This is a genomic window from Affinirhizobium helianthi, assembly GCF_042680945.1.
GTDB classification, from domain to species: domain Bacteria; phylum Pseudomonadota; class Alphaproteobacteria; order Rhizobiales; family Rhizobiaceae; genus Neorhizobium; species Neorhizobium helianthi.
Genome location: NZ_JBHUEQ010000023.1, coordinates 53,864 through 74,747, shown reverse-complemented (window position 1 = coordinate 74,747; position 20,884 = coordinate 53,864). Strand labels below are relative to the sequence as shown.

The 20,884-nt window shown below is 58.5% G+C and carries 21 protein-coding genes; 10 read left to right on the top strand and 11 right to left on the bottom strand.

Annotated elements, in window-relative coordinates; all coding sequences use genetic code 11:
- Positions 1–8: 8 nt before the first annotated feature.
- Both phbB and ACFSE1_RS12495 read right to left on the bottom strand, forming a co-directional pair.
- Positions 9–734, bottom strand: coding sequence for a beta-ketoacyl-ACP reductase (gene phbB, locus ACFSE1_RS12500; protein WP_377401631.1), 726 nt, complete (start codon positions 732–734; stop codon positions 9–11).
- Positions 735–868: 134 nt separating this feature from the next.
- On the bottom strand, positions 869–2,050 hold the full coding sequence (locus ACFSE1_RS12495; RefSeq protein ID WP_377401628.1) for an acetyl-CoA C-acetyltransferase: 1,182 nt from the start codon (positions 2,048–2,050) through the stop codon (positions 869–871).
- A gap of 250 nt (positions 2,051–2,300) precedes the next feature.
- Between ACFSE1_RS12495 and phaR the strand changes: the two genes are divergently transcribed.
- A complete protein-coding gene (phaR, locus tag ACFSE1_RS12490) occupies positions 2,301–2,888 on the top strand; it encodes a polyhydroxyalkanoate synthesis repressor PhaR (RefSeq protein ID WP_377401625.1) in 588 nt (195 codons plus the stop codon).
- 159 nt (positions 2,889–3,047) lie between these two features.
- Positions 3,048–3,284: a DUF378 domain-containing protein gene (locus ACFSE1_RS12485; protein WP_377401622.1), complete on the top strand. Its 237-nt coding sequence runs from the start codon at positions 3,048–3,050 to the stop codon at positions 3,282–3,284.
- Positions 3,285–3,456: 172 nt separating this feature from the next.
- Here the strand turns inward: ACFSE1_RS12485 and rpmF are convergent, their stop codons facing one another.
- From rpmF to mtgA, 3 genes are all read right to left on the bottom strand, one after another.
- A complete protein-coding gene (gene rpmF / locus ACFSE1_RS12480) occupies positions 3,457–3,642 on the bottom strand; it encodes a 50S ribosomal protein L32 (protein WP_377401619.1) in 186 nt (61 codons plus the stop codon).
- A 153-nt stretch (positions 3,643–3,795) separates the two neighbouring features.
- Positions 3,796–4,443: a glutathione S-transferase family protein gene (locus ACFSE1_RS12475; RefSeq protein WP_377401616.1), complete on the bottom strand. Its 648-nt coding sequence runs from the start codon at positions 4,441–4,443 to the stop codon at positions 3,796–3,798.
- 72 nt (positions 4,444–4,515) lie between these two features.
- On the bottom strand, positions 4,516–5,262 hold the full coding sequence (mtgA, locus tag ACFSE1_RS12470; RefSeq protein WP_377402197.1) for a monofunctional biosynthetic peptidoglycan transglycosylase: 747 nt from the start codon (positions 5,260–5,262) through the stop codon (positions 4,516–4,518).
- Between the two features lie 195 nt (positions 5,263–5,457).
- Here mtgA and ACFSE1_RS12465 point away from each other — a divergent pair, with 195 nt between their 5' ends.
- Together ACFSE1_RS12465 and ACFSE1_RS12460 are read left to right on the top strand one after the other, a co-directional pair.
- Complete coding sequence (locus ACFSE1_RS12465; protein WP_377402194.1) at positions 5,458–6,318, top strand: polyprenyl synthetase family protein; 861 nt, start codon at positions 5,458–5,460, stop codon at positions 6,316–6,318.
- Between the two features lie 101 nt (positions 6,319–6,419).
- Positions 6,420–7,061, top strand: a complete 642-nt coding sequence (locus ACFSE1_RS12460) for a LysE family translocator (protein WP_377401613.1) — start codon at positions 6,420–6,422, stop codon at positions 7,059–7,061.
- A 70-nt stretch (positions 7,062–7,131) separates the two neighbouring features.
- Here ACFSE1_RS12460 and ACFSE1_RS12455 read toward each other — a convergent pair whose 3' ends face one another.
- From ACFSE1_RS12455 to ACFSE1_RS12440, 4 genes are all read right to left on the bottom strand, one after another.
- The gene (locus ACFSE1_RS12455; protein WP_377401610.1) at positions 7,132–7,797 is read right to left on the bottom strand and encodes a YiaD family glycine zipper/OmpA-like lipoprotein; all 666 of its coding nucleotides are present in this window, start codon (positions 7,795–7,797) and stop codon (positions 7,132–7,134) included.
- A gap of 86 nt (positions 7,798–7,883) precedes the next feature.
- Positions 7,884–9,131 carry a flavodoxin-dependent (E)-4-hydroxy-3-methylbut-2-enyl-diphosphate synthase gene (gene ispG, locus ACFSE1_RS12450; RefSeq protein WP_377401607.1) on the bottom strand — a complete coding sequence of 416 codons (1,248 nt, stop codon included), beginning with the start codon at positions 9,129–9,131 and terminating at the stop codon, positions 7,884–7,886.
- A gap of 78 nt (positions 9,132–9,209) precedes the next feature.
- Positions 9,210–10,406 carry an MFS transporter gene (locus tag ACFSE1_RS12445; protein ID WP_377401604.1) on the bottom strand — a complete coding sequence of 399 codons (1,197 nt, stop codon included), beginning with the start codon at positions 10,404–10,406 and terminating at the stop codon, positions 9,210–9,212.
- A gap of 14 nt (positions 10,407–10,420) precedes the next feature.
- Positions 10,421–11,191 carry a DeoR/GlpR family DNA-binding transcription regulator gene (locus tag ACFSE1_RS12440; RefSeq protein ID WP_377401601.1) on the bottom strand — a complete coding sequence of 257 codons (771 nt, stop codon included), beginning with the start codon at positions 11,189–11,191 and terminating at the stop codon, positions 10,421–10,423.
- 68 nt (positions 11,192–11,259) lie between these two features.
- Between ACFSE1_RS12440 and ACFSE1_RS12435 the strand changes: the two genes are divergently transcribed.
- The 4 genes from ACFSE1_RS12435 to ACFSE1_RS12420 all read left to right on the top strand — a co-directional run bounded on the left by ACFSE1_RS12435 (position 11,260) and on the right by ACFSE1_RS12420 (position 13,714).
- Positions 11,260–11,409, top strand: a complete 150-nt coding sequence (locus ACFSE1_RS12435) for a hypothetical protein (protein ID WP_377401598.1) — start codon at positions 11,260–11,262, stop codon at positions 11,407–11,409.
- Positions 11,406–12,179 (top strand): amino acid ABC transporter substrate-binding protein, encoded by a 774-nt coding sequence (locus tag ACFSE1_RS12430; protein WP_377401595.1) that lies wholly within the window; start codon positions 11,406–11,408, stop codon positions 12,177–12,179. The genes ACFSE1_RS12435 and ACFSE1_RS12430 overlap by 4 nt, the downstream gene beginning before the upstream one ends.
- A 96-nt stretch (positions 12,180–12,275) precedes the next feature.
- Positions 12,276–12,956 (top strand): amino acid ABC transporter permease, encoded by a 681-nt coding sequence (locus ACFSE1_RS12425; protein ID WP_377401592.1) that lies wholly within the window; start codon positions 12,276–12,278, stop codon positions 12,954–12,956.
- A complete protein-coding gene (locus ACFSE1_RS12420; protein ID WP_377401589.1) occupies positions 12,953–13,714 on the top strand; it encodes an amino acid ABC transporter ATP-binding protein in 762 nt (253 codons plus the stop codon). The genes ACFSE1_RS12425 and ACFSE1_RS12420 overlap by 4 nt, the downstream gene beginning before the upstream one ends.
- Before the next feature lie 102 nt (positions 13,715–13,816).
- Here the strand turns inward: ACFSE1_RS12420 and pyc are convergent, their stop codons facing one another.
- Together pyc and ACFSE1_RS12410 are read right to left on the bottom strand one after the other, a co-directional pair.
- Positions 13,817–17,275, bottom strand: coding sequence for a pyruvate carboxylase (gene pyc / locus ACFSE1_RS12415; RefSeq protein WP_377401587.1), 3,459 nt, complete (start codon positions 17,273–17,275; stop codon positions 13,817–13,819).
- Between the two features lie 173 nt (positions 17,276–17,448).
- Positions 17,449–18,189, bottom strand: a complete 741-nt coding sequence (locus tag ACFSE1_RS12410) for a helix-turn-helix transcriptional regulator (protein ID WP_377401584.1) — start codon at positions 18,187–18,189, stop codon at positions 17,449–17,451.
- Positions 18,190–18,437: 248 nt separating this feature from the next.
- Between ACFSE1_RS12410 and ACFSE1_RS12405 the strand changes: the two genes are divergently transcribed.
- Positions 18,438–20,207 carry a glucan ABC transporter ATP-binding protein/ permease gene (locus ACFSE1_RS12405; protein ID WP_377401581.1) on the top strand — a complete coding sequence of 590 codons (1,770 nt, stop codon included), beginning with the start codon at positions 18,438–18,440 and terminating at the stop codon, positions 20,205–20,207.
- Between the two features lie 95 nt (positions 20,208–20,302).
- Positions 20,303–20,824, top strand: a complete 522-nt coding sequence (locus ACFSE1_RS12400; RefSeq protein ID WP_377401578.1) for a GNAT family N-acetyltransferase — start codon at positions 20,303–20,305, stop codon at positions 20,822–20,824.
- Positions 20,825–20,884: the final 60 nt, after the last annotated feature.

Genomic DNA, 20,884 nt, shown 5'->3' with positions numbered 1-20,884 from the left:
TTTATGTATTAGACGAAATATTGGCCGCCATTCGCTGTGATCGTCGAGCCAGTGATGAACCCAGCTTCATCTGAGGCAAGGAAGACGACGCAGCGAGCAATTTCTTCCGGCTGGCCGAGACGGCCGACCGGGATTTGCGGAAGGATACGCTCGTTCATTACCTTTTCCGGCACCGCCATGACCATTTCTGTGGCGATATAGCCCGGGCAGATGGCATTGACGGTAATGTTTTTCGCCGCGCCTTCCTGAGCAAGTGCCTTGGTGAAACCCAGATCGCCCGCCTTGGCGGCGGAATAATTCGCCTGCCCCATCTGGCCCTTCTGGCCGTTGATGGACGAGATATTGATGATGCGCCCGAAATTGCGGTCGCGCATGCCCGACCAGACCGGATGCGTCATATTGAAGAGACCGGTCAGGTTCGTGTTGATGACTTCACCCCATTGCGCCGGGGTCATCTTGTGGAACATGGCATCGCGCGTGATACCGGCATTGTTGACCAGGACATCCACCGGCCCAAGCTCGGACTCCACCCGGGCAATTCCATCCACACAGGCCTCGTAGGAGGATACATCCCACTTGAAGACAGGGATTCCGGTCACATCGCGAAAGGCATTGGCCTTCTCTTCATTGCCGGCATAGTTGGCAGCAACTTTATAGCCCGCCGTTTTCAAGGCCAGTGCAATGGCTGCACCAATTCCTCGCGTTCCACCCGTCACCAAGGCAGTTCTGGACATGCTGCATTTCCCCCTCTGTTGGTCTGTCCGTGCCTCGCGCGCGGACGAAAAAGGCATTTTCTGATTAAAAATTATCAGTAGTGGAGAAGGCCCCGCCTGGAGCCTTCTCAAAAATCCCCGACCGGAAAAATCGATCAGAAAGCCTCAAAGCACATGGCAACGCCCATGCCGCCGCCGATGCAAAGCGTGGCAAGGCCCTTTTTGGCGCTGCGGCGCTTCATCTCGAACAAAAGCGTGTTCAGCACGCGCGCGCCGGACGCGCCAATGGGATGACCGATGGCAATCGCACCACCGTTCACGTTCACGATGGACGGATCCCAGGCCATGTCCTTGTTGACGGCGCAGGCCTGCGCGGCAAAGGCTTCGTTTGCTTCAACGAGATCGAGGTCGCCAACGGACCAGCCTGCCTTTTCCAGAGCGCGGCGGGAAGCCGGGATCGGCCCGGTGCCCATGATCTGCGGATCAACGCCAGCCGTTGCCCAGGACACGATACGAGCCATGGGGGTGATACCCCGGCGCGCAGCCTCCTCCTCGGTCATCAGAAGGGCAACCGCTGCACCATCGTTGATGCCGGAAGCATTGCCTGCCGTGACCGTGCCTTCCTTGTCGAAGGCAGGGCGAAGCTTCGTCATGCTTTCCAGCGTGGCACCGGCGCGGATGTATTCGTCCGCATCGACCGTTACATCGCCCTTGCGGCCCTTGATGACAAAGGGCGCGATCTCATCGGCAAAATGGCCAGCCTTCTGGGCCGCCTCGGCCTTGTTCTGTGAGCTTACAGCAAACTGATCCTGCTCATCGCGGGACAGTTGCCACTGACGGGCGATATTCTCCGCCGTGATGCCCATGTGATAGCCATAAAAGGCGTCCGTCAGGCCGTCCTTGATCATGGTGTCGATCATCTTCATGTCACCCATCTTGGTGCCATTGCGAAGATGCGCGCAATGCGGAGCCATCGACATGGATTCCTGGCCGCCCGCCACGATGATCTTGGCATCCCCGAGCGCAATCTGCTGCATGCCGAGCGCCACGGCGCGCAAACCGGAGCCGCACAGCTGATTGAGGCCCCAGGCAGTCTTCTCCTGCGGAATGCCTGCCTTCATCGCAGCCTGGCGAGCCGGATTCTGGCCTTCGCCAGCCGGAAGCACTTGCCCAAGAATGACTTCGTCCACTTCGGCGGCTTCAACCTTTGCGCGTTCCAGCGCCGCCTTGATTGCTGCAGCGCCCAATTCGTGGGCCGGCACATTCGCAAATGCACCATTGAAGGAACCCACGGCCGTGCGGGCCGCAGATGCGATAACGATGGAAGGTTGGCTCATTGGGTATCCTCCAGAATCCCTTGGTTCTTTGCACCAAAGACTGGCAAAGCTTTCGACGCAAGTCAAAGGGTAGCTCGACAGGAATTTACGTGGCTTTTGTCAAATCCGTGCAGCATGAGCATGATGCGGCGCAACAATTTCCGCGCTCTTGCATTGCACAAAAGTCATTGTCAGCACGGTTGATTTGGGCGTAATGTCCCGCACCGGGAGCAAGAAATACGAACCATATTGACGGGATCAGGAGGTAGATATGGCCAAGACGGATGGTGAAGTTGTCATAAAAAAATATGCCAACCGCCGGCTCTACAATACAGGCACAAGCACATATGTAACGCTTGAAGACCTTGCCCAGATGGTCAAGCGCGGTGAAGACTTCATTGTGCAGGATGCAAAAAGCGGCGAGGACATCACGCATTCCGTGCTGACCCAGATCATCTTCGAACAGGAATCCAAGACGGGCAATACACTTCTGCCCATCTCCTTTCTGCGTCAGTTGATTTCCTATTACGGCGATCAGATGCAGATGGTCGTGCCGACCTTCCTTGAACATTCCATGAAAACATTCGCCGATCAGCAGGCGCAGATGCGTGAGCACATGACGCGCGCCCTGGGTGAGTCTCCGCTAACCAAGAACCTGCAAATGCCCATGCAGATGATGGAGGAGCAGGTTCGTCGCAACACCGACATGTTCCGCCAGGCCATGCAGATGTTCTCGCCCTTCACGGCGCCGGCAAGCCAGCCCGGCGAGGCCAAGAAGAGTGCCGATCCGCGTGATCTGGATGAACTGAAGGAGCAGCTGCGCAGCCTTCAGAACCGATTGGACAGCATGGGCTCCTGATCCCGCAACGGATGATTGCAATGAAAGCCGCAGCCGACCGCTGCGGTTTTTTTGCGTTTCAGGCATGCTATTGAAAGGGATAGTCACGTTTCCGTGTCAACGCAGGCGGGAACAGTCGTGCCGTTTTCAGGTTAGTCGCATGTACAGAGGAGAAAAAACATGCGTGCCATCAACCTGATCACACTTCTACTCGTCATCGTCGGCGGCCTGAACTGGCTGCTGGTCGGCCTTGCCCAATTCGACCTTGTGGCAGCGCTCTTCGGTGGCCAGGAGGCCACATTGTCGAGGATCGTCTACATTCTGGTCGGCCTCTCTGCCCTGTGGCAGCTGATGCCGTTCATGCGCGCCATGCAGGTGGGCGAAACGGCTGCAGAGGCAAATACGGTTCGCCGCTAAAACTGCCGCTTCGAGCGCATTTCGCGCTCTAGGGTCAAAACGCATTGACAAAGGCCGGGATTTTTTCCGGCCTTTATTTTTTCGACGACTGCGCTGGAGATAACGGCGCTTTAAAAGCAAAAAGGCCGGCGAAACGCCAGCCCTTGAGCAATCGCTGAAGCGAAAGGAAAGCTTATGCGCTTTCCTTCGGCGTCAGAACCTGACGACCGCGATACATGCCCGTCTTCAGGTCGATGTGGTGCGGACGACGCAGTTCGCCGGAGTTCTTGTCTTCGACGAAGGTCGGGTTCTTCAGGGCGTCAGCCGAACGGCGCATACCGCGCTTCGACGGGCTCACTTTTCTCTTCGGTACTGCCATTTTCGTTACTCCAAATAGCGTGCAAAGCTTAAGTCGTCGGTCGGTTTCGACCGCACATGACCCGCCTCGATCTCGGAAATTTGCCGGGCTTATACATGCCACAGACGGCTTTGAACAGTCCCCACAGGGATTTTTTCGCATACCCTGGCTGATTCACGCCTCGTCAGCGGGGACCACCCAGGTTTCTGCCAGGGCGGCATCACGCCAGGCAATCCATGCGGGATGAGCCTTCATGGCATCCATATAGTCTTCCGCATTCTCATCTACCGGAATATCGTAAACGTCAAGCCGATTGACGACAGGCGCGAACATGGCATCTGCTCCGCTAAAGGGCCCGAACAGAAACGGCCCTCTGGAGCGCTGGCGCATGGTTTTCCAGATCTCGGTGATGCGACCAACATCCTGCATCACACCTTCCGGCAGGTCGATGGCGCGCTTCTCGCGACGAATGTTCATGGGGCATGCGCCACGAAGGGCGCGGAAGCCGGAGAGCATCTCCATGGAAATTGAACGGGCCATGGCGCGGTCTGCCGGATCGTAGGGCCAGATTCCGGCATCCGGAAAAAGCTCTGCCACATATTCGATAATCGCCAGCGATTCCCACACATGCAGAGCCCCATGCTGGAGAACCGGCACCCTCCCGGTGGGCGAGAACTCCTTGAACTTCGGGTTTCCGCCTGCATCGTCAAAGGGGATGAGAACTTCCTCAAAAACAATGCCTGCCGCCGTCATGGCAATCCAGGGACGCAACGACCACGAGGAATAGTTCTTGTTGCCGATGTAAAGCCTCAACCCATCCATAATCTGCTCCATCCTCAAGACATGGATCAGGCTAGTGCAATCGTCCGTCACTTCCAATGTGAAATGGCGAAATCAGCCATAAAGGCAGGAGATGTAGCCGCCAGCACCCCGCGCGCGCCTCTCCACAATACCGGCAATCCGCTGCATGCCGCGACCAGGACGGCTGGCCACGCGCGTGAAGGGATTGGGCAGCGCCACCGCCAGAAGCGCCGACTGTCTGCGACTCAGCTTGCTGGCAGGAACCTTGAAATAGTGCCTGGCCGCCGCCTCGATGCCATAAATGCCAGGGCCCCATTCGGCGACATTGAGATAGATTTCCATGGTTCGGCGCTTTGACCAGACGAGATCGGCCCAAAGCGCCAGAGGCAATTCCATGCCTTTGCGAATGAAGGACCTGCCATTCCAGAGAAACAGGTTCTTTGCCGTCTGCATGGGGATCGTGCTGGCGCCGCGGGTCGTTTCGCCATCCAGCGCATCCTCGACAACCCCGCGCATCTGCACCCAATCCACCCCGCCATGCGCGCAGAACTGGCCATCCTCCGACATCATGACCGACTGCACCAGAACCGGCGCAATATCGTCGAAAGCAACCCATTGCCGATCATAGCCGCGAAGAAGAGCCAGATCGGCAAACATCAGGGTTGAGACCGGGCGGACGAATGGAAGCGCGTAAAGAAGCACCAGCACATAGGGCAGCGCCAGAAGCACCAATGCGGCTTTCAGCAGTCGTCTGGGCCACGAACCATGCAGGAGACGGTGCCTTTCGCGCGCAACCGGCTGCTCCTCATCTTCGGACTGCTGGTCAGGTCTAATGTCCAACATTCATACTCGTTCGTGTCTGCCCAGACCGTTCTTAACCAGTGCATGGGCCGAAAGCTACTCGCAACACGGGCTTTCACCGGCCCTTTTTCGTAAAACTCCGTTGCCTCTGCCGTTCTCTCATGCAAATGAACCGCCATGAGCACGATCGATACCGCTGAATTCGACAAGCACCTGCGTCAATCCGCTGCCACGATGGAAAGGCTCATCGGGCAGCTTTTGACCGACCGGACACAAACGGACGAGATTGCCCGCCCGCAGCATCTGCTGGCAGCCATGCGGCATGGAACCTTGAATGGCGGAAAGCGCCTCCGGCCCTTCCTGGTGCAGGAAAGCGCAAGCCTCTTCGGCGGCAATGCCCAGGCTGCGGCCCGTGTGGGTGCAGCACTCGAATGTCTTCACAGCTATTCGCTGATCCATGACGATCTTCCGGCCATGGATGATGACGACCTGCGGCGCGGATTGCCAACCGTTCACAAAGCCTTCGATGAAGCGACCGCCATTCTGGCCGGCGACAGCCTTCTGACGCTGGCCTTCGATATTATCGCAGCACCGGAGACAGATATTGCCGACAGGGCCAAGGTTCAGCTGGTTCTCGCACTGTCACGCGCCGCAGGCATTGGCGGCATGGCAGGCGGACAGGCGCTGGATCTGGCGGCCGAGACCAAAGCGCCCGATGAAGAGGGCGTTGTGCTGCTGCAATCCATGAAAACGGGGGCCTTGTTGCGGTTTGCCTGCGAAGCAGGGCCAATCATGAGCGAAGCACCCGCCGAGGATCGTCAACGCCTTCGCCGCTTTGGAGAAATCATTGGCAGCGCCTTCCAGATCGCCGACGATGTGCTGGATGTGACCTCCGATGCCGAGACCATGGGCAAGGCAACAGGCAAGGATGCAGGACGCGGCAAGGCCACACTGGTGGCCCGTCACGGTCTGGCATGGGCGGAGCAGAGGCTCGACCAGCTTGTGCAGGAGGCAATTGCTCTGCTTCAACCCTATGGCCAGAAGGCAGAAATGCTCATCGCGACGGCCCGCTTCGTGGCGAACCGCAAGAACTGACCGTCTGACGATCCATCGATTCGGGTGAGCAATCCCATCAGATAATGTCGCGTGTCGTGGCACGGGTCTCACGCTAAGGTGTGGCTATCTGGAGGATTTCCATGTCAGAACTGATGCAGCATTGGCCGCAACTGGTGGCAGCCTATACGGTCTATATCGTGGCGGTCATCACACCCGGCCCGGCCAACCTGGCCATCATGGGAACCGCCATGAATGAAGGCCGCCAGCGCGCAATCATCATGGCGCTTGGCATTTTCACCGGTTCCTTCACCTGGGCCACGGCAGCGGCGCTGGGTCTTGCTGCTGTGTTGACCCGTTACGGCGAAGTACTACAGATCCTGAAGGTGGTCGGGGGGCTGTACATGCTGTATCTGGCCTTCAAGGCAGCCAAAAGCCTTGGTCGCCGTTTTTCCGGAACAGAGCTGCAGACAAACACCGGCGAGAAGAAGCTCTCACGAACCTATCTAACCGGCTATGCCATCCATCTCACCAATCCGAAGGCCATCTTCGGATGGCTGGCCACGATTTCGCTGGGACTTCCGCCGGGCGCGTCCGCCGGTTCGGTTGCGCTAGTGGTCTGCGGCTGCCTGCTGACGGGCTTTACGGTCTTTATGTCCTACGCCTTCCTGTTCTCGACGGAGCGCGCGGTGAGCCTCTACCGCAGCGCACGACGCCCGCTGGATGCGCTGATGGCCCTGTTCTTCGGCGCTGCCGGAGTCAAGATGATCTCCAGCGCCCTTTGACCGGGAAAAGCCGGATACAAAAAAGGCGCCGTTTGCACGACGCCTTTCAAACTCACGGAAACCCGGCAAATCAGCCCTGAGTGATCGGAGCGATCTGAATTTCCACACGGCGGTTCTGGGCGCGTCCAGCCGGTGTCGCATTCGAAGCGACAGGCTGCGAAGGCCCGAAGCCAAGTGTCGACATGCGGCGCTGATCTACACCACGGCCACCGAGATAATTGGCAACGGAGGCGGCACGACGCTCGGATAGCTCCTGGTTATGCGCAGCACTTCCGGTCGAATCCGTGTGGCCATTCACGTCGATCAGCGTGCGGTTGAACTTGTTCAGCACAAGCGCCACCGAATCCAGCGTCGGGTAAAAGCCCGGCAACACCTGATCCTGATCGGTCGGGAAGGTGATGTTCGACGGCATGTTCAAGATGATACGGTCGCCAACGCGCGTGACCGAAATGCCCGTGCCCTGCAGCTGGGCCCGCAGCTCGCTTTCCTGCTGGTCCATATAGTTGCCGACAGCGCCACCGGCCAAAGCGCCAAGGCCAGCGCCGATCAGGGCCGCATTACGGCGCCCCACGGGCGAGCCGCCTACGGCAAGACCGGCCAGAGCGCCAAGCCCGGCACCGATCGCGGCACCGCCGGTGGTGTTGGAAACCTTCTGCTGACCCGTATAGGGATCAGTCGTCGTGCAGGCAGAGAGGTAGGTCGCGCATGTCGCGACAATAATGATTTTCTTCAGCATAGAATCGTCTGTCCCCGTCGTCGTGGAGGCAATTCCTTTACCATGAATTAAGGCAAGAGCGAGGAGCTATCCCGCTCACAAAAAAATCATTCTGCAGCGGCGCTTTTCTGGCCGAAGCGCTTCTCGATATAGTCGATCACCAGGGCCTCGAAATCGGACGCGATATTGGGGCCACGCAGCGTCAGCGCCTTCTGCCCATCGATGAAGACAGGAGCAGCCGGCGTTTCGCCAGTACCGGGAAGGGATATGCCGATATCGGCATGTTTGCTTTCCCCCGGACCGTTGACGATGCAGCCCATGACCGCGACGTTCAGGCCTTCAACACCCGGATATTTCTCACGCCAGACCGGCATGTTCTTGCGAATATCATCCTGGATGCGCTGGGCGAGTTCCTGGAAGACGGTAGAGGTGGTCCGTCCGCAACCGGGACAGGCGGCAACCACCGGCACGAACTGGCGGAACCCCATGACCTGTAGCAGCTCCTGCGCCACCTGAACTTCGCGGGTGCGGTCGCCGTTCGGCTCCGGCGTCAAGGATACGCGAATGGTATCGCCAATGCCGTGCTGGAGCACATAGCCCATGGCGGCAGACGAGGCGACAATGCCCTTGGTACCCATGCCCGCTTCGGTCAGACCCAGATGCAGTGCATGATCCGAGCGTTCAGCCAGCATGGAATAAACCGCGATCAGATCCTGAACCTGACTGACCTTCGCAGACAGGATGATGCGGTTGCGCGGCAAGCCGATCTCCTCCGCCAGCTGGGCAGAAAGAAGCGCCGACTGGCAGATCGCCTCATGCATGACTTCGCGGGCAGACAGCGGCGAACCCTTGGCCTGGTTCTCATCCATCAGGCGCGTCAGCAGGTCCTGATCCAGCGACCCCCAGTTCACGCCGATGCGAACAGGCTTGTCATAGCGGATCGCCATTTCGATGATATCGGCGAACTGCTTGTCCTTCTTGTCCTTGAAGCCGACATTGCCCGGATTGATGCGGTATTTCGCCAGAGCTTCCGCACAGTCAGGATGATCGGACAGCAGCCTGTGGCCGATATAGTGAAAATCGCCGACCAGCGGTACGTCGATACCAAGACGCAGAAGGCGATCGCGGATTCTCGGAACGGCGGCAGCACTTTCATCACGATCAACCGTAATGCGCACGATTTCCGAACCGGCGCGATGAAGGGAAGCAACCTGCGCAACGGTCGCATCGATATCGGCGGTGTCGGTATTGGTCATGGATTGCACCACGACAGGCGCGCCACCCCCGACGATGACACCCCCCACATCGACGGCAACGGAGGCGCGGCGAGGCTTCGGATCGTAAGCGGAAGACATGGGATCACCTTTGCAAGAAAAAGTGCCTTTCAGGTGGATCAAGCACGGGTGCTTGTCAACACCCGTCGCCGATCACATTCAGTGGCCGCCTGCCCCATTTCCATCCGCATGGCGCGCCAGACCCGACAGGAGAAGCACGACAATGAGCAGAAGCGGCAGAGAGGCAAAGACCACGGCCAGCCCCACCCGCTCGGCAATGAAGCCGATGGCAGAGGGCGCAACCAGAATGCCGGAATAGCCCATGGTTGTGACAACAGAAAGTCCGATACCCTGCGCCATGCCCGGCAGATTGCCAGCTGCAGAAAAGGCAATCGGCACCATGTTGGAGATTCCGATACCGGCAATGGCAAAGCCGATGATGACGACGGTCGCATTCGGCGCGAAGCCAGCGATGAAAAGACCGAGGATCGCCGTCGCCGTGCAGATGCGCAGCGTGCGCACCGCCCCCAGACGATCTCGCACGATATCGCCTGCAAAGCGCATGACCGCCATGGTGAGAGAGAAGGCCGCATAGGCAAAGCCTGAAAGCTGGACTGAAGCTCCCAGCTCATTACGAAGGTAAAGCGCGCCCCAATCGAGCACCGCCCCTTCCGGCACCATGGAAAACAGCGCCATCAGCCCCAGCAGCCAGGGAAGCGGCGTCATGGGCAGGCGCACCTTCTGCTTGGCTTCCTCAGGATGCGGCTTGTCCGTCAAAAGCAGGGGCCAGCCGATGACGACAGCCGCCGCCGCAAAAACCGTTGCAAAGGCAGCGTGACCAAGGACGCCCACCCAGGCAATTAAAAGACCGCCGGTTGCCGCACCAATCAAGCCGCCGAGGCTCCAGAAGGCGTGGCACGACGACATGATGGAGCGGCGCATATGCTTTTCCGTCGCCACCGCATTGGCATTCATCGCCACATCCATGGCTCCGATCAAGCCACCGAACAGAAAGATGGCGATAGCGGCTGTCCAAACCGAGTTGACAAGGGATAGCAACAGCAAGGTCGGAAGCGCCATGACTGCCGCCACCCGCGTGACCCAGGTTGAGCCGAAACGGGCAATCTGCATGCCTGCTACAGGCATGAGCGTGATGGAACCGAGACCGAAAGTAAGGATCATCAGGCCCAGCGCGCTTTCACTCAGCGAAAGACGGCTGGCGAATTCGGGAATTTTCGGTGCCCAGGCGCCCACCAGAAAGCCGTTCATCAGGAACATCAGCGCCACGGCCACACGTTCGCGGGTGACAATGGGTGCACGACCATCACTCAAGGGAGAAGCGGATATCTCGTTCATGTCAGGCTTTCTTGTTAACTTCGGGCAACAGTGATCTGGCAACCAGCTCGACGGGCAGGTTCAAGATGAGCGGGGTCCACCCCCTCCTCCACGACCAGACGCTGATATTGACCTGCAACCGCAATGGTGAAGGGGGCCGGTGTGGCGAATTTTTCGCTCGAAACGGCTGTCGCCACCTGCTTGCTGTGGCGAACCAGGGCACGCTTGAACAGCGCATCTTCATGATTATGGGCCGAGAGCCTGCCCTCTTCATCATAACCGCAGATTCCAATGAGACAGAGATCGATGGTCAACAAGCCAATCTCCGCGACCGCCTGCGCACCAAGCGCGCCGCCGACGATACGATCCACGCTGCCGCCGACCAGAATGGTTTCGACAGAGGGCTTATCCGCCAGGGCCACGGCAATGGCTGGCGCATTGGTGATGGCCGTAAAGATGAGATCGTCGGCGAGACATTCCGCAACCAGAAGATTGGTGCTCCCGGCATCGAAAAACACCGTGGCACGCGGCTCGATCATACCGGCCAGTTCACGGGCGAGCGCACGCTTGCCGTGCTGATCGATGGCCGCCCGCTGGGAGAGGCTTGCACGCCCCTTGCCCACCAAAAGAGCCCCGCCATAAACCCTTTCACAAAGACCTGCCGCAGCCATTTCCCGAAGGTCACGCCGGATCGTATCTTCGGAAACGCCGAACTCCTCTGCCAGCATCGCTGCCACCACACGCCCCTCGCGGGAAAGCCGCTGGCGAATCCGTTCCTGCCGCTCCGGCAGCATGAGTTCAGACATGGCACCTCCGAATCGTGCATGAACACGCAAAAACATGCGTAAACACGATATAGTGGAGAAGCAAGCCGATGGCAGGGCTTTCTTCGGCTGAATCTCATAAATGGAAAGCGCATGGAAAAATATTTGCGTTTGCCTATCTCAAACGCAGTTTTGAATGCAGCAATCGCCACGCCTTTGTGGGAAAGATGCGCAACTTCATCCAAGGAGAACAAAAATGAAGCTTCTCAAAGCTCTTGCTGCCGTAATCGCACTTCAGGCAGCCACCTTCGGCCCGGCGCTTGCGGGCGAAAATCTGGACGCCATCAAGAAGGCGGGCGCGCTGAAAATCGGCACCGAAGGCACCTACGCGCCGTTTACCTTCCACGATGCCTCCGGCAAGCTGGTCGGGTTTGACGTTGAAATCGGCGAAGCCGTCGCACAGAAGATCGGCGTGAAGGCCGAGTTCATCGAAGGCAAGTGGGATGGCCTGATCGCCGGCCTCGATGCCAAGCGTTACGACGCAGTCATCAACCAGGTGGGCATTACCGAGGCGCGCAAGCAGAAATATGATTTCTCCGAGCCCTATATCGCCTCCAAAGCGGTGCTGATTGTTCGCGAAGGCGATGATTCCATCAAGTCTTTCGCAGACCTGAAGGGCAAGAAGTCTGCTCAGTCCCTCACCAGCAACTTCGGCAAGCTGGCACAGGAAGCGGGCGCTGAACTCGTGGGCACCGATGGCTTCGACCAGTCGATACAGCTCGTTCTGACGCGCCGTGCGGATGCCACCGTCAACGACAGCCTCTCCTTCCTCGACTTCAAGAAGCAGAAGCCAAATGCCCCGGTGAAGATCGTCGCAGAACAGGCCAATGCGGATTACTCCGGTATCATCATCCGCAAGGGTGAACCGGAACTGCTGGAAGCGATCAACAAGGCCCTGGCGGAGATCAAGGCAGACGGCACCTATGCCAAGATTTCCGAAAAATACTTCGGCCAGGATGTTTCGAAGTAATTCCACATCTGCTGTTTTCTTTCTGAAATAGGCATCATATTCAGCGACAAGGCGGAGCCGGCAGCGGCATCCGCCTTTTTGCAAGGAGACCACAACGTGCCGCACTGGCTACAATTGATGGCGGATTCGCTTCCCTCCCTGCTTTGGGCAGGCGTGAGGTTCACAATTCCGCTGACCCTTCTTTCCTTCACCTTTGGCCTTGCGCTTGGTCTTCTGACAGCGCTGGCCCGGCTCTTTGCGCCCAAGCCCGTTTCCGCCATTGCCCGCTTCTATGTCTGGGTAATCCGGGGCACGCCGCTGCTTGTCCAGCTGTTCGTAATCTTCTACGGCCTGCCGAGCATCGGCATTCTGCTGGATGCGTTTCCGGCGGCGCTGATCGGCTTCACGCTGAACATCGGGGCCTACAGCTCCGAAATCATCCGGGCGGTGATTTCCTCCGTGCCGAAAGGCCAGTGGGAAGCGGCCTATTCGATCGGCATGTCATGGCGGCAGGCGATGATCCGCACCATTCTGCCGCAGGCAACACGTGTCGCAGTTCCGCCGCTCTCGAATACCTTCATCTCGCTGGTAAAGGACACATCTCTGGCTGCCGCGATCACGGTGCCGGAACTGTTCCAGGCGGCCCAGCGTATCGTGGCGACCACCTATGAACCTCTCATTCTCTATATTCAGGCAGCCTTGATCTATCTGGCGCTCAGCACGGTGCTATCGCAACTGCAGGCGCGGCTGGAAAAACGCTTTGCCCGCTACGGCGGCATGATGGAGGCCAATGCATGATTGAACTGACCCAGATCGAAAAGCGCTTCGGCGATGCCGTCATTCTGAAGGATATCAGCCTGTCGATGGCGGAAGGCAGCGTAACAGCCCTCGTCGGCCCGTCCGGCGGCGGCAAGAGCACGCTTCTGCGCTGCATCAACCTTCTGGAAGTTCCGACCTCCGGCAGCCTTGCTTTGGGTCCGGAAACCTTGAGCTTCACGCCCGGCCAGAAAACGCCGTGGCAATCGATCCAGCGTATCCGGCGTCAAACCGGAATGGTGTTCCAGAACTTCCAGCTTTTCCCGCATCAGACGGCGCTGCAGAACGTCATGGAAAGTCTGGTGACGGTCTTGGGTTGGCAGAAGGAAAAGGCGCGTCAGCACGCCATGGAGCTTCTGACGAAGGTCGGGATGGCACATAAGGCGGATGCCTGGCCCTCCACACTTTCCGGTGGGCAGCAGCAACGCGTGGCGATTGCCCGCGCACTTGCCCCCTCTCCGCGCGTTCTTCTGTGCGATGAGCCAACCTCAGCACTGGACCCGGAACTGGCGGCGGAAGTGGTGGATGTGCTGGCGAAGCTGGCAGCCGAAGGCACAACCATGGTGATGGCAACGCACGACTTGCGGCTGGCCTCTAGCATCGCCAATCGTGTTGTTTTCCTGGAAGCAGGTCGCGTGGTGGAAAGCGGAACCGCTTCCGACATATTCCAGCAGCCGCGTGAGGAGCGCACACGCCGCTTTGTGGCAAGCGTCACAGCTGCTCAGACGACGGGCATGTAGTCTACCCCCCTCTATCCTGCCGGACATCTCCCCCCTCAAGGGAAGATCGGCAAGGCAGAGGGGGTTATCACCCCGACCTCAACATCTACAGGTGAGCGTCACTCAACCCGCGTAGACGATCAGCAGATCCTTGGCGTCGATCTGGTCGCCAGCCTTCACGGCAACCTCCAGCACTTCGCCGTCCTTTTCCGCATGAAGCGCCGTTTCCATCTTCATGGCTTCGATGGAAAGCAGCACATCGCCGGCCTTCACCTTCTGACCGGAAGAAACAAAGACGCGCGAGATGACACCCGGCATCGGTGCGCCAAGTTGCGCGGCATTGCCTGCTTCTGCCTTGCGGCGTGCGACAGAGGTTGCGGCTCGACTGCGATCCGGCACCTTGATTCGGCGCGGCTGGCCGTTCAACTCGAAGAACACTGTGACCAGACCTTGCGCATCCGGCGCACTGGCTGCCTGATTGACGATCACCAGCGTCTTGCCCCGTTCGATATCGGCAAACAACTCCTCGCCATCCGCCATGCCATAGAAGTAGGCGGGCGTCGGCAGAACCGAAACCGGACCATAAGTATCGGAGGCCAGCGCAAAATCGGTGAAGACCTTCGGATACATGAGGTAGGAGGCGAATTCGAAGTCATCGACGGAGCGGCCAAGCTTCTCCTCAATCACTTTACGCTCTGCATCGAGATCTGCTTCCTTGAGTAGCGAACCGGGGCGCACCGTATAGGGCTTTTCGCCCTTCAGCGCCTTCTTCTGCAAGGCTTCCGGCCATCCGCCCGGAGGCTGGCCCAGATCGCCGCGCAGCATGGAGACTACCGAATCCGGGAAGGCGATGTCGCGGCCCGGATTTTCGACATCCTCGACCGTCAGGTCCTGGCTCACCATCATCAGCGCCATATCGCCGACAACCTTGGAAGACGGCGTGACCTTCACGATATCGCCGAACATCTGGTTCACGTCCGCATAGGTCTGCGCCACCTCGTGCCAGCGGGTCTCGAGACCGAGAGAACGGGCCTGTTCCTTGAGGTTGGTGAACTGGCCGCCCGGCATTTCATGCAAGTAAACTTCAGACGCTGGCCCCTTGAGGTCGCTTTCGAAGGCCGCATATTGATGGCGCACCGCTTCCCAATAGAAGGAGATACGGCGGATCCATTCCGGATCGAGGCCGGAATCGCGCTCCGTGCCGGAGAGTGCCTCGACAATCGAGCCAAGGCAGGGCTGCGAGGTGTTGCCGGAGAAGGCATCCATTGCGGCATCGACCGCATCCACGCCGGAATCGATGGCAGCGAGAACCGTCGCCGCCGCAATCCCTGACGTGTCATGCGTGTGGAAATGGATCGGCAGGCTTGTCGCTTCGCGCAGAGCCTTGAACAGCACGCGTGCAGCGGCAGGCTTCAGCAGGCCCGCCATATCCTTGAGCGCGATGATATGCGCGCCCGCCTTTTCCAGTTCCTCCGCCAGCGCGACATAATATTTCAGGTCGTATTTCGGACGCGCGCTGTTCAACAGATCGCCGGTGTAGCAGATCGTTGCCTCGCAGAGCTTGTTCTCTTCCTGGATGGCATCCATGGAGACACGCATGTTCTCCACCCAGTTGAGGCAATCGAACACGCGGAAGAGATCGATGCCGCCCTTGGCCGCCTGACGGACAAAGTACTTCACGACATTGTCCGGATAATTGGTGTAGCCGACGCCGTTTGCGCCGCGCAGCAGCATTTGAAGCAAAAAGTTCGGCGCGCCCTCGCGGATCAGAGCCAGACGCTCCCACGGATCTTCAGTGAGGAAGCGCATGGACACATCGAAGGTCGCGCCACCCCAGCATTCCAGTGAGAAGAGGTTGGGCAGCGCTTTCGCATAGACCGGCGCAATGCGAGCAATATCGAAAGTGCGCATGCGCGTTGCCAGCAGCGACTGGTGACCGTCGCGCATGGTCGTGTCAGTCAGCAGCACGCGCTTTTCATTGCGCATCCATTCAGCAAAGCCCTTCGGCCCCAACTCATCGAGCTTCTGCTTGGTGCCGGGCCGCACATCGCCTTCGATATATGGCACGACAGGCTTTGGTGCCTTATCGGATGGCGTGGGCCGACCCTTGGTTTCCGGATGGCCATTGACGGTCACATCCGCCAGATAGGTCAGAAGCTTGGTGGCGCGATCCTGCCGCTTGACCTGCTGGAAAAGCTCCGGCGTCGTATCAATAAAGCGGGTGGTATAGGAATTATCGCGGAAGCTTGGATGTCCGATAATGGCTTCCAGGAAGGTGAGGTTCGTCGCCACGCCGCGTATACGGAATTCACGCAAGGCGCGGTCCATGCGGCTGATCGCTTCCTGAGGACTGCCGCCCGATGCCGTGACTTTCACCAATAGCGGATCGTAATAGCGGGTAATGATCGCGCCAGTGTAAGCAGTACCGCCATCCAGACGAATTCCAAAGCCTGCCGCTGAACGATAGGCAGTAATGCGCCCATAGTCGGGGATGAAGTTCTGTTCCGGGTCTTCCGTCGTGATACGGCACTGGAGAGCATGGCCATTGAGGCGGATGTTGTCCTGACTCGGAACGCCCGATTCCGGTGTGCCGATGGCAGCTCCTTCCAGGATGTGAATCTGTGCCTTGACGATATCGATGCCGGTCACGACTTCCGTCACCGTATGCTCGACCTGAATGCGCGGGTTCACTTCAATGAAGTAGAATTTGCCCGTATCGGCATCCATAAGATATTCGACAGTGCCGGCGCCAATGTAATTCGTGGCTTGCGCAATCTTGAGCGAATAGCCTGCCAGTTCCTGGCGCTGTGCTTCTGAAAGGTAAGGAGCCGGTGCGCGTTCCACGACCTTCTGGTTGCGGCGCTGGATGGAGCAGTCACGCTCAAACAAATGAACGACATTGCCGTGCGTATCGCCAAGGATTTGGCTCTCCACGTGGCGGGCACGTTCAACCAGCTTTTCGAGATAGACTTCATCCTTGCCGAAGGCAGCCATGGCTTCGCGCTTGGCCTCGGTCACTTCCTTTGCAAGATCTGCCTCGGAACGAATGACGCGCATGCCGCGACCGCCACCGCCCCAGGAGGCTTTCAACATCACCGGATAGCCGATCTCTGCCGCCATCTTTCTGACCGCATCCATATCGTCCGGCAGAGGCTCGGTGGCCGGAACGACCGGAACGCCGACGGAAATGGCCAGATTGCGGGCGGCAACCTTGTTGCCCAGCTGGCGCATGGTATCGCCGGTCGGGCCGATGAAGATGATCCCCGCCTCGCGACACGCATCCACAAATTCCGGGCTCTCGGACAGGAGGCCATAGCCGGGGTGGATGGCATCCGCGCCGGAAAGCTTGGCAACGCGAATGACTTCGGGAATGGAAAGATAGCTTTCGATGGGTCCGAGATCGCGCTTCAGATGGGGACCGCGCCCGACCTGATAACTCTCATCGGCCTTGAAGCGATGCAGGGAAAGTTTGTCTTCCTCAGCCCAGATGGCGACCGTTTTGATGCCAAGTTCGTTGGCGGCGCGAAACACGCGAATGGCAATTTCGGAACGGTTGGCGACAAGAATCTTCCTGATTTGCAAAAGCTATCCCCCTCAGCGCTATCATTCTATCTGCGGCCTTGCAGCGGTGTCGCAAGTGGGCACGCAGATCCATCGCGGCGCGGCAAATGCTGCACCCGCGAAGAACATTAGCGTCATTTTCGGGAATGGCAATTTCCCAAAAGCGGCATAGACTAAAATATGTCAGCCAGATGTCAGGTTACGAGACCCGAACGGAAAGCCAGCGCGATGACGTGCTGCCGGTTGCGGGCGTTGAACTTTTCCTGGATCACATTGATGTACCAATCCACGGTGTGATTGGAAATCTGGAGAGCCTTGGCGATTTCATTGGATGTGAGACCGTCCGATAACAGGCGCAGCACTTCCATCTGGCGCTGCGTCAGCTCCGCCTCGACAGCCAGGGTCTTTTCAAGATCGCTCGCCGTTCCGCGCAGCTCCAGCAGTCTCCACAAAACCTTGCGTGCAACAGTGTCAAACAGGCATATCTCCGCAGCAGACAGATCCACCGCCTGACCGGAGAGGTTCAGGATTCCCAGAAGCCCGGTGCGTCCGTAGATCGGGAAAACATAGCCATCATGCAAGCCGTTGCGGGCTGCATCCCGCAAAAGCCGCAGGGCTCTCTTGCGGTAGGGATCCTCGCTGTAGGCTGCAATGGCATCGCGCCAACGAAAGGGGCGCTGCGTAACGGCCAACATGCGCCGCAAAGGATCGATGGTCGCATATTTTCGATCGGCATAATGGCGCCGCCAGCCATTCGGCCACTGCCCGATGAGCATCGTATCGCTCCAATCGGCAAAAACCTTGTGGTGGAACCACAGACCGTAATTCATGAATCCGTATCGAGCCAGCAGCGACTCCAACTCGCCGACAAGCTCCGCCTCGGACTCTACCTCATGCGCCAATGCCAGAAACTGTATTATCGAGTGAATATTCACCCAGTCCCCCCGCCAGCAACTACCGGCTCCAAATCCAGCAAGTCGTATGTTTCATACTCATTCAGGCGGATTGCCTGAACTTAGTTTACGCAAGGTTGCAAAACCGTTGCTTATTTTCAGAACTAACCCATTTGCCTTCTCCCGTGCCGCCAGTTCTGCTCACTCAATACCATGGCTGGTGCGCGTTCACACTGCATACAGGTCGCATCTGCTATGCAGGAACGAAAAGATCAGCATGAGGTAAGGTCGTGAGCCTGATTCAAGTCTATGCGCGCGCTTTGAAATATCTGGGCGCACACCGCATTCGCGTTTCGATGGTGGTGATCGCCAACATCGTTCTCGCCGTCATCACGATTGCGGAACCCATCCTGTTCGGCCGCATTATCGATGCCATTTCCTCCCAAGGGGATGTGACGCCGATTTTGCTGATGTGGGTTGGCTTCGGCATTTTCAACACGATCGCCTACGTTCTGGTGGCGCGCGAGGCCGATCGCCTGGCCCATGGCCGGCGGGCTTCGCTTCTGACGGAAGCCTTCGGGCGCATTATTTCCATGCCGCTTTCCTGGCATCACCAGCGCGGAACCTCCAACGCGCTGCACACTCTGTTGCGCGCCAGCGAAACGCTGTTCGGTCTCTGGCTCGAATTCATGCGCACGCATCTGGCCACCATCGTGGCACTCGTGCTGCTGATCCCGACAGCCTTCTCCATGGATTGGCGCCTCAGCTCCGTCCTCGTCGTGCTCAGTATCCTTTACTGGATCATCGGACGGGTGGTGATGAACCGCACGAAGGAAGGGCAAGCCTCTGTGGAAGGCCATTATCACACGGTCTTCTCGCATGTCAGCGATTCGATCAGCAACGTGACGGTGTTGCATAGCTATAATCGCATCGAGGCGGAAACCAAGGCTCTCAAGGGCTATACGGAACGCTTGCTGTCTGCACAGTTTCCGGTTCTTGACTGGTGGGCCTTGGCAAGTGCCCTGAACCGCACCGCATCTACCGTTTCGATGCTCATCATCCTCGTCATCGGCATCGTTCTCGTCCGCAATGGCGAGATCAGGGTGGGCGATATCATCGCCTTCATCGGCTTTGCCAACCTGCTCATCGGCCGCCTCGATCTGCTTCGTCAGTTCGCCACGCAGATTTTCGAAGCGCGTTCCAAACTGGAAGATTTCTTCCGTCTGGAAGATGCCGTGAAGGAGCGCGAAGAGCCTGCCAATGCGGGTGAACTGGGTGCCGTGCGCGGCGAGGTCGAATTCCGCGACGTGTCCTTCGATTTCGCCAATACCACGCAGGGCGTGAGGGATGTATCCTTCACCGCCAAGGCGGGGCAGACGATTGCCATTGTCGGCCCGACAGGCGCTGGCAAGACCACGCTCATCAACCTGTTGCAACGCGTCTACGATCCGCAACAGGGCTCAATCCTGATCGACGGCACCAATATCGCCACCGTCACACGCCGCTCGCTACGCCACTCCATCGCCACGGTCTTTCAGGATGCGGGCCTGTTGAACCGCTCGATCAGCGACAACATCCGCCTGGGCCGTGAAGGTGCAACAGACGATGATGTTGTCGCCGCCGCAGAAGCCGCAGCCGCAACCGACTTCATCGAAAGCCGTCTTGCAGGCTATGAGACGGAAGTGGGCGAACGCGGCAACCGCCTTTCCGGTGGTGAGCGCCAGCGTATCGCCATTGCCCGCGCCATCCTGAAGAACGCACCTATCCTGGTGCTGGACGAGGCAACATCGGCACTCGACGTGGAAACGGAACAGCGTGTGAAGGAAGCCATCGACCGGCTTCGCCAGAACCGCACCACCTTCATTATCGCCCACCGTCTTTCGACCATTCGCGATGCCGATATGGTGCTGTTCCTCGATCATGGCCGCATCATCGAAAAAGGCACCTTCGATGAGCTGAGCGCCATGGGTGGCCGGTTCGCCTCGCTGCTGAAAACCAGCGGCATTCTGGCGGAAGAACACAAGCCTGCCTTGGAACAGAGATTGCTCCAGAAGGCGTGACAGCCAGGCCCTCTTCATGATTTGCTTGCAAAGGCCTGCCATTGCGCGGGCCTTTCTTTTTGGATGAGACCTTCCGGGGCCACGAGAGGACATCAATGAACGAGAATGCTGTCTGGACGATAGGGCGGGCAAAAGAGGAAGACTTTGAAGCGTTGCACCGAATCGAACTGGCGGCCTTCCGCACACTTTTAAGCGCGGGCGCCGTAACCGGATTGCCAGAGGCAACCGGAAAGGAGGGATTTGCCAACTACCTTCAGCAAGGCTTGCTGCTATCCGCCATCGATGCCCACGCGCAGCCCATTGGCTTCGGTGCCGCCCTTGTGATGTCTGACACGCTGCATATCTGCGAAATGGATGTGCATCCAGACTGGCAGCGAAGGGGTATCGGGCGAGCGCTGATCCAGAGGCTTCTGGAGGAAGGGCGAGGTCTGGGATTGGCGCAAGCGACGCTGACCACGGATCGCTATGCCCCCTTCAATGCACCATTTTATGCACGGCAGGGCTTCCAGATCGTGAGGGGCGACGAGCCGCCCTATTTCCTCACGCGCATCTTGGCTGAGGAGGCAGCAAAAGGTCTCGATCCTGAGAGACGCGTGGCAATGGCCAGACCGCTTTGAGTTAACTCTGAACATGCTGCATGACGCTGACGATCATTGAAAAAGCCCGGCCTGCAATCC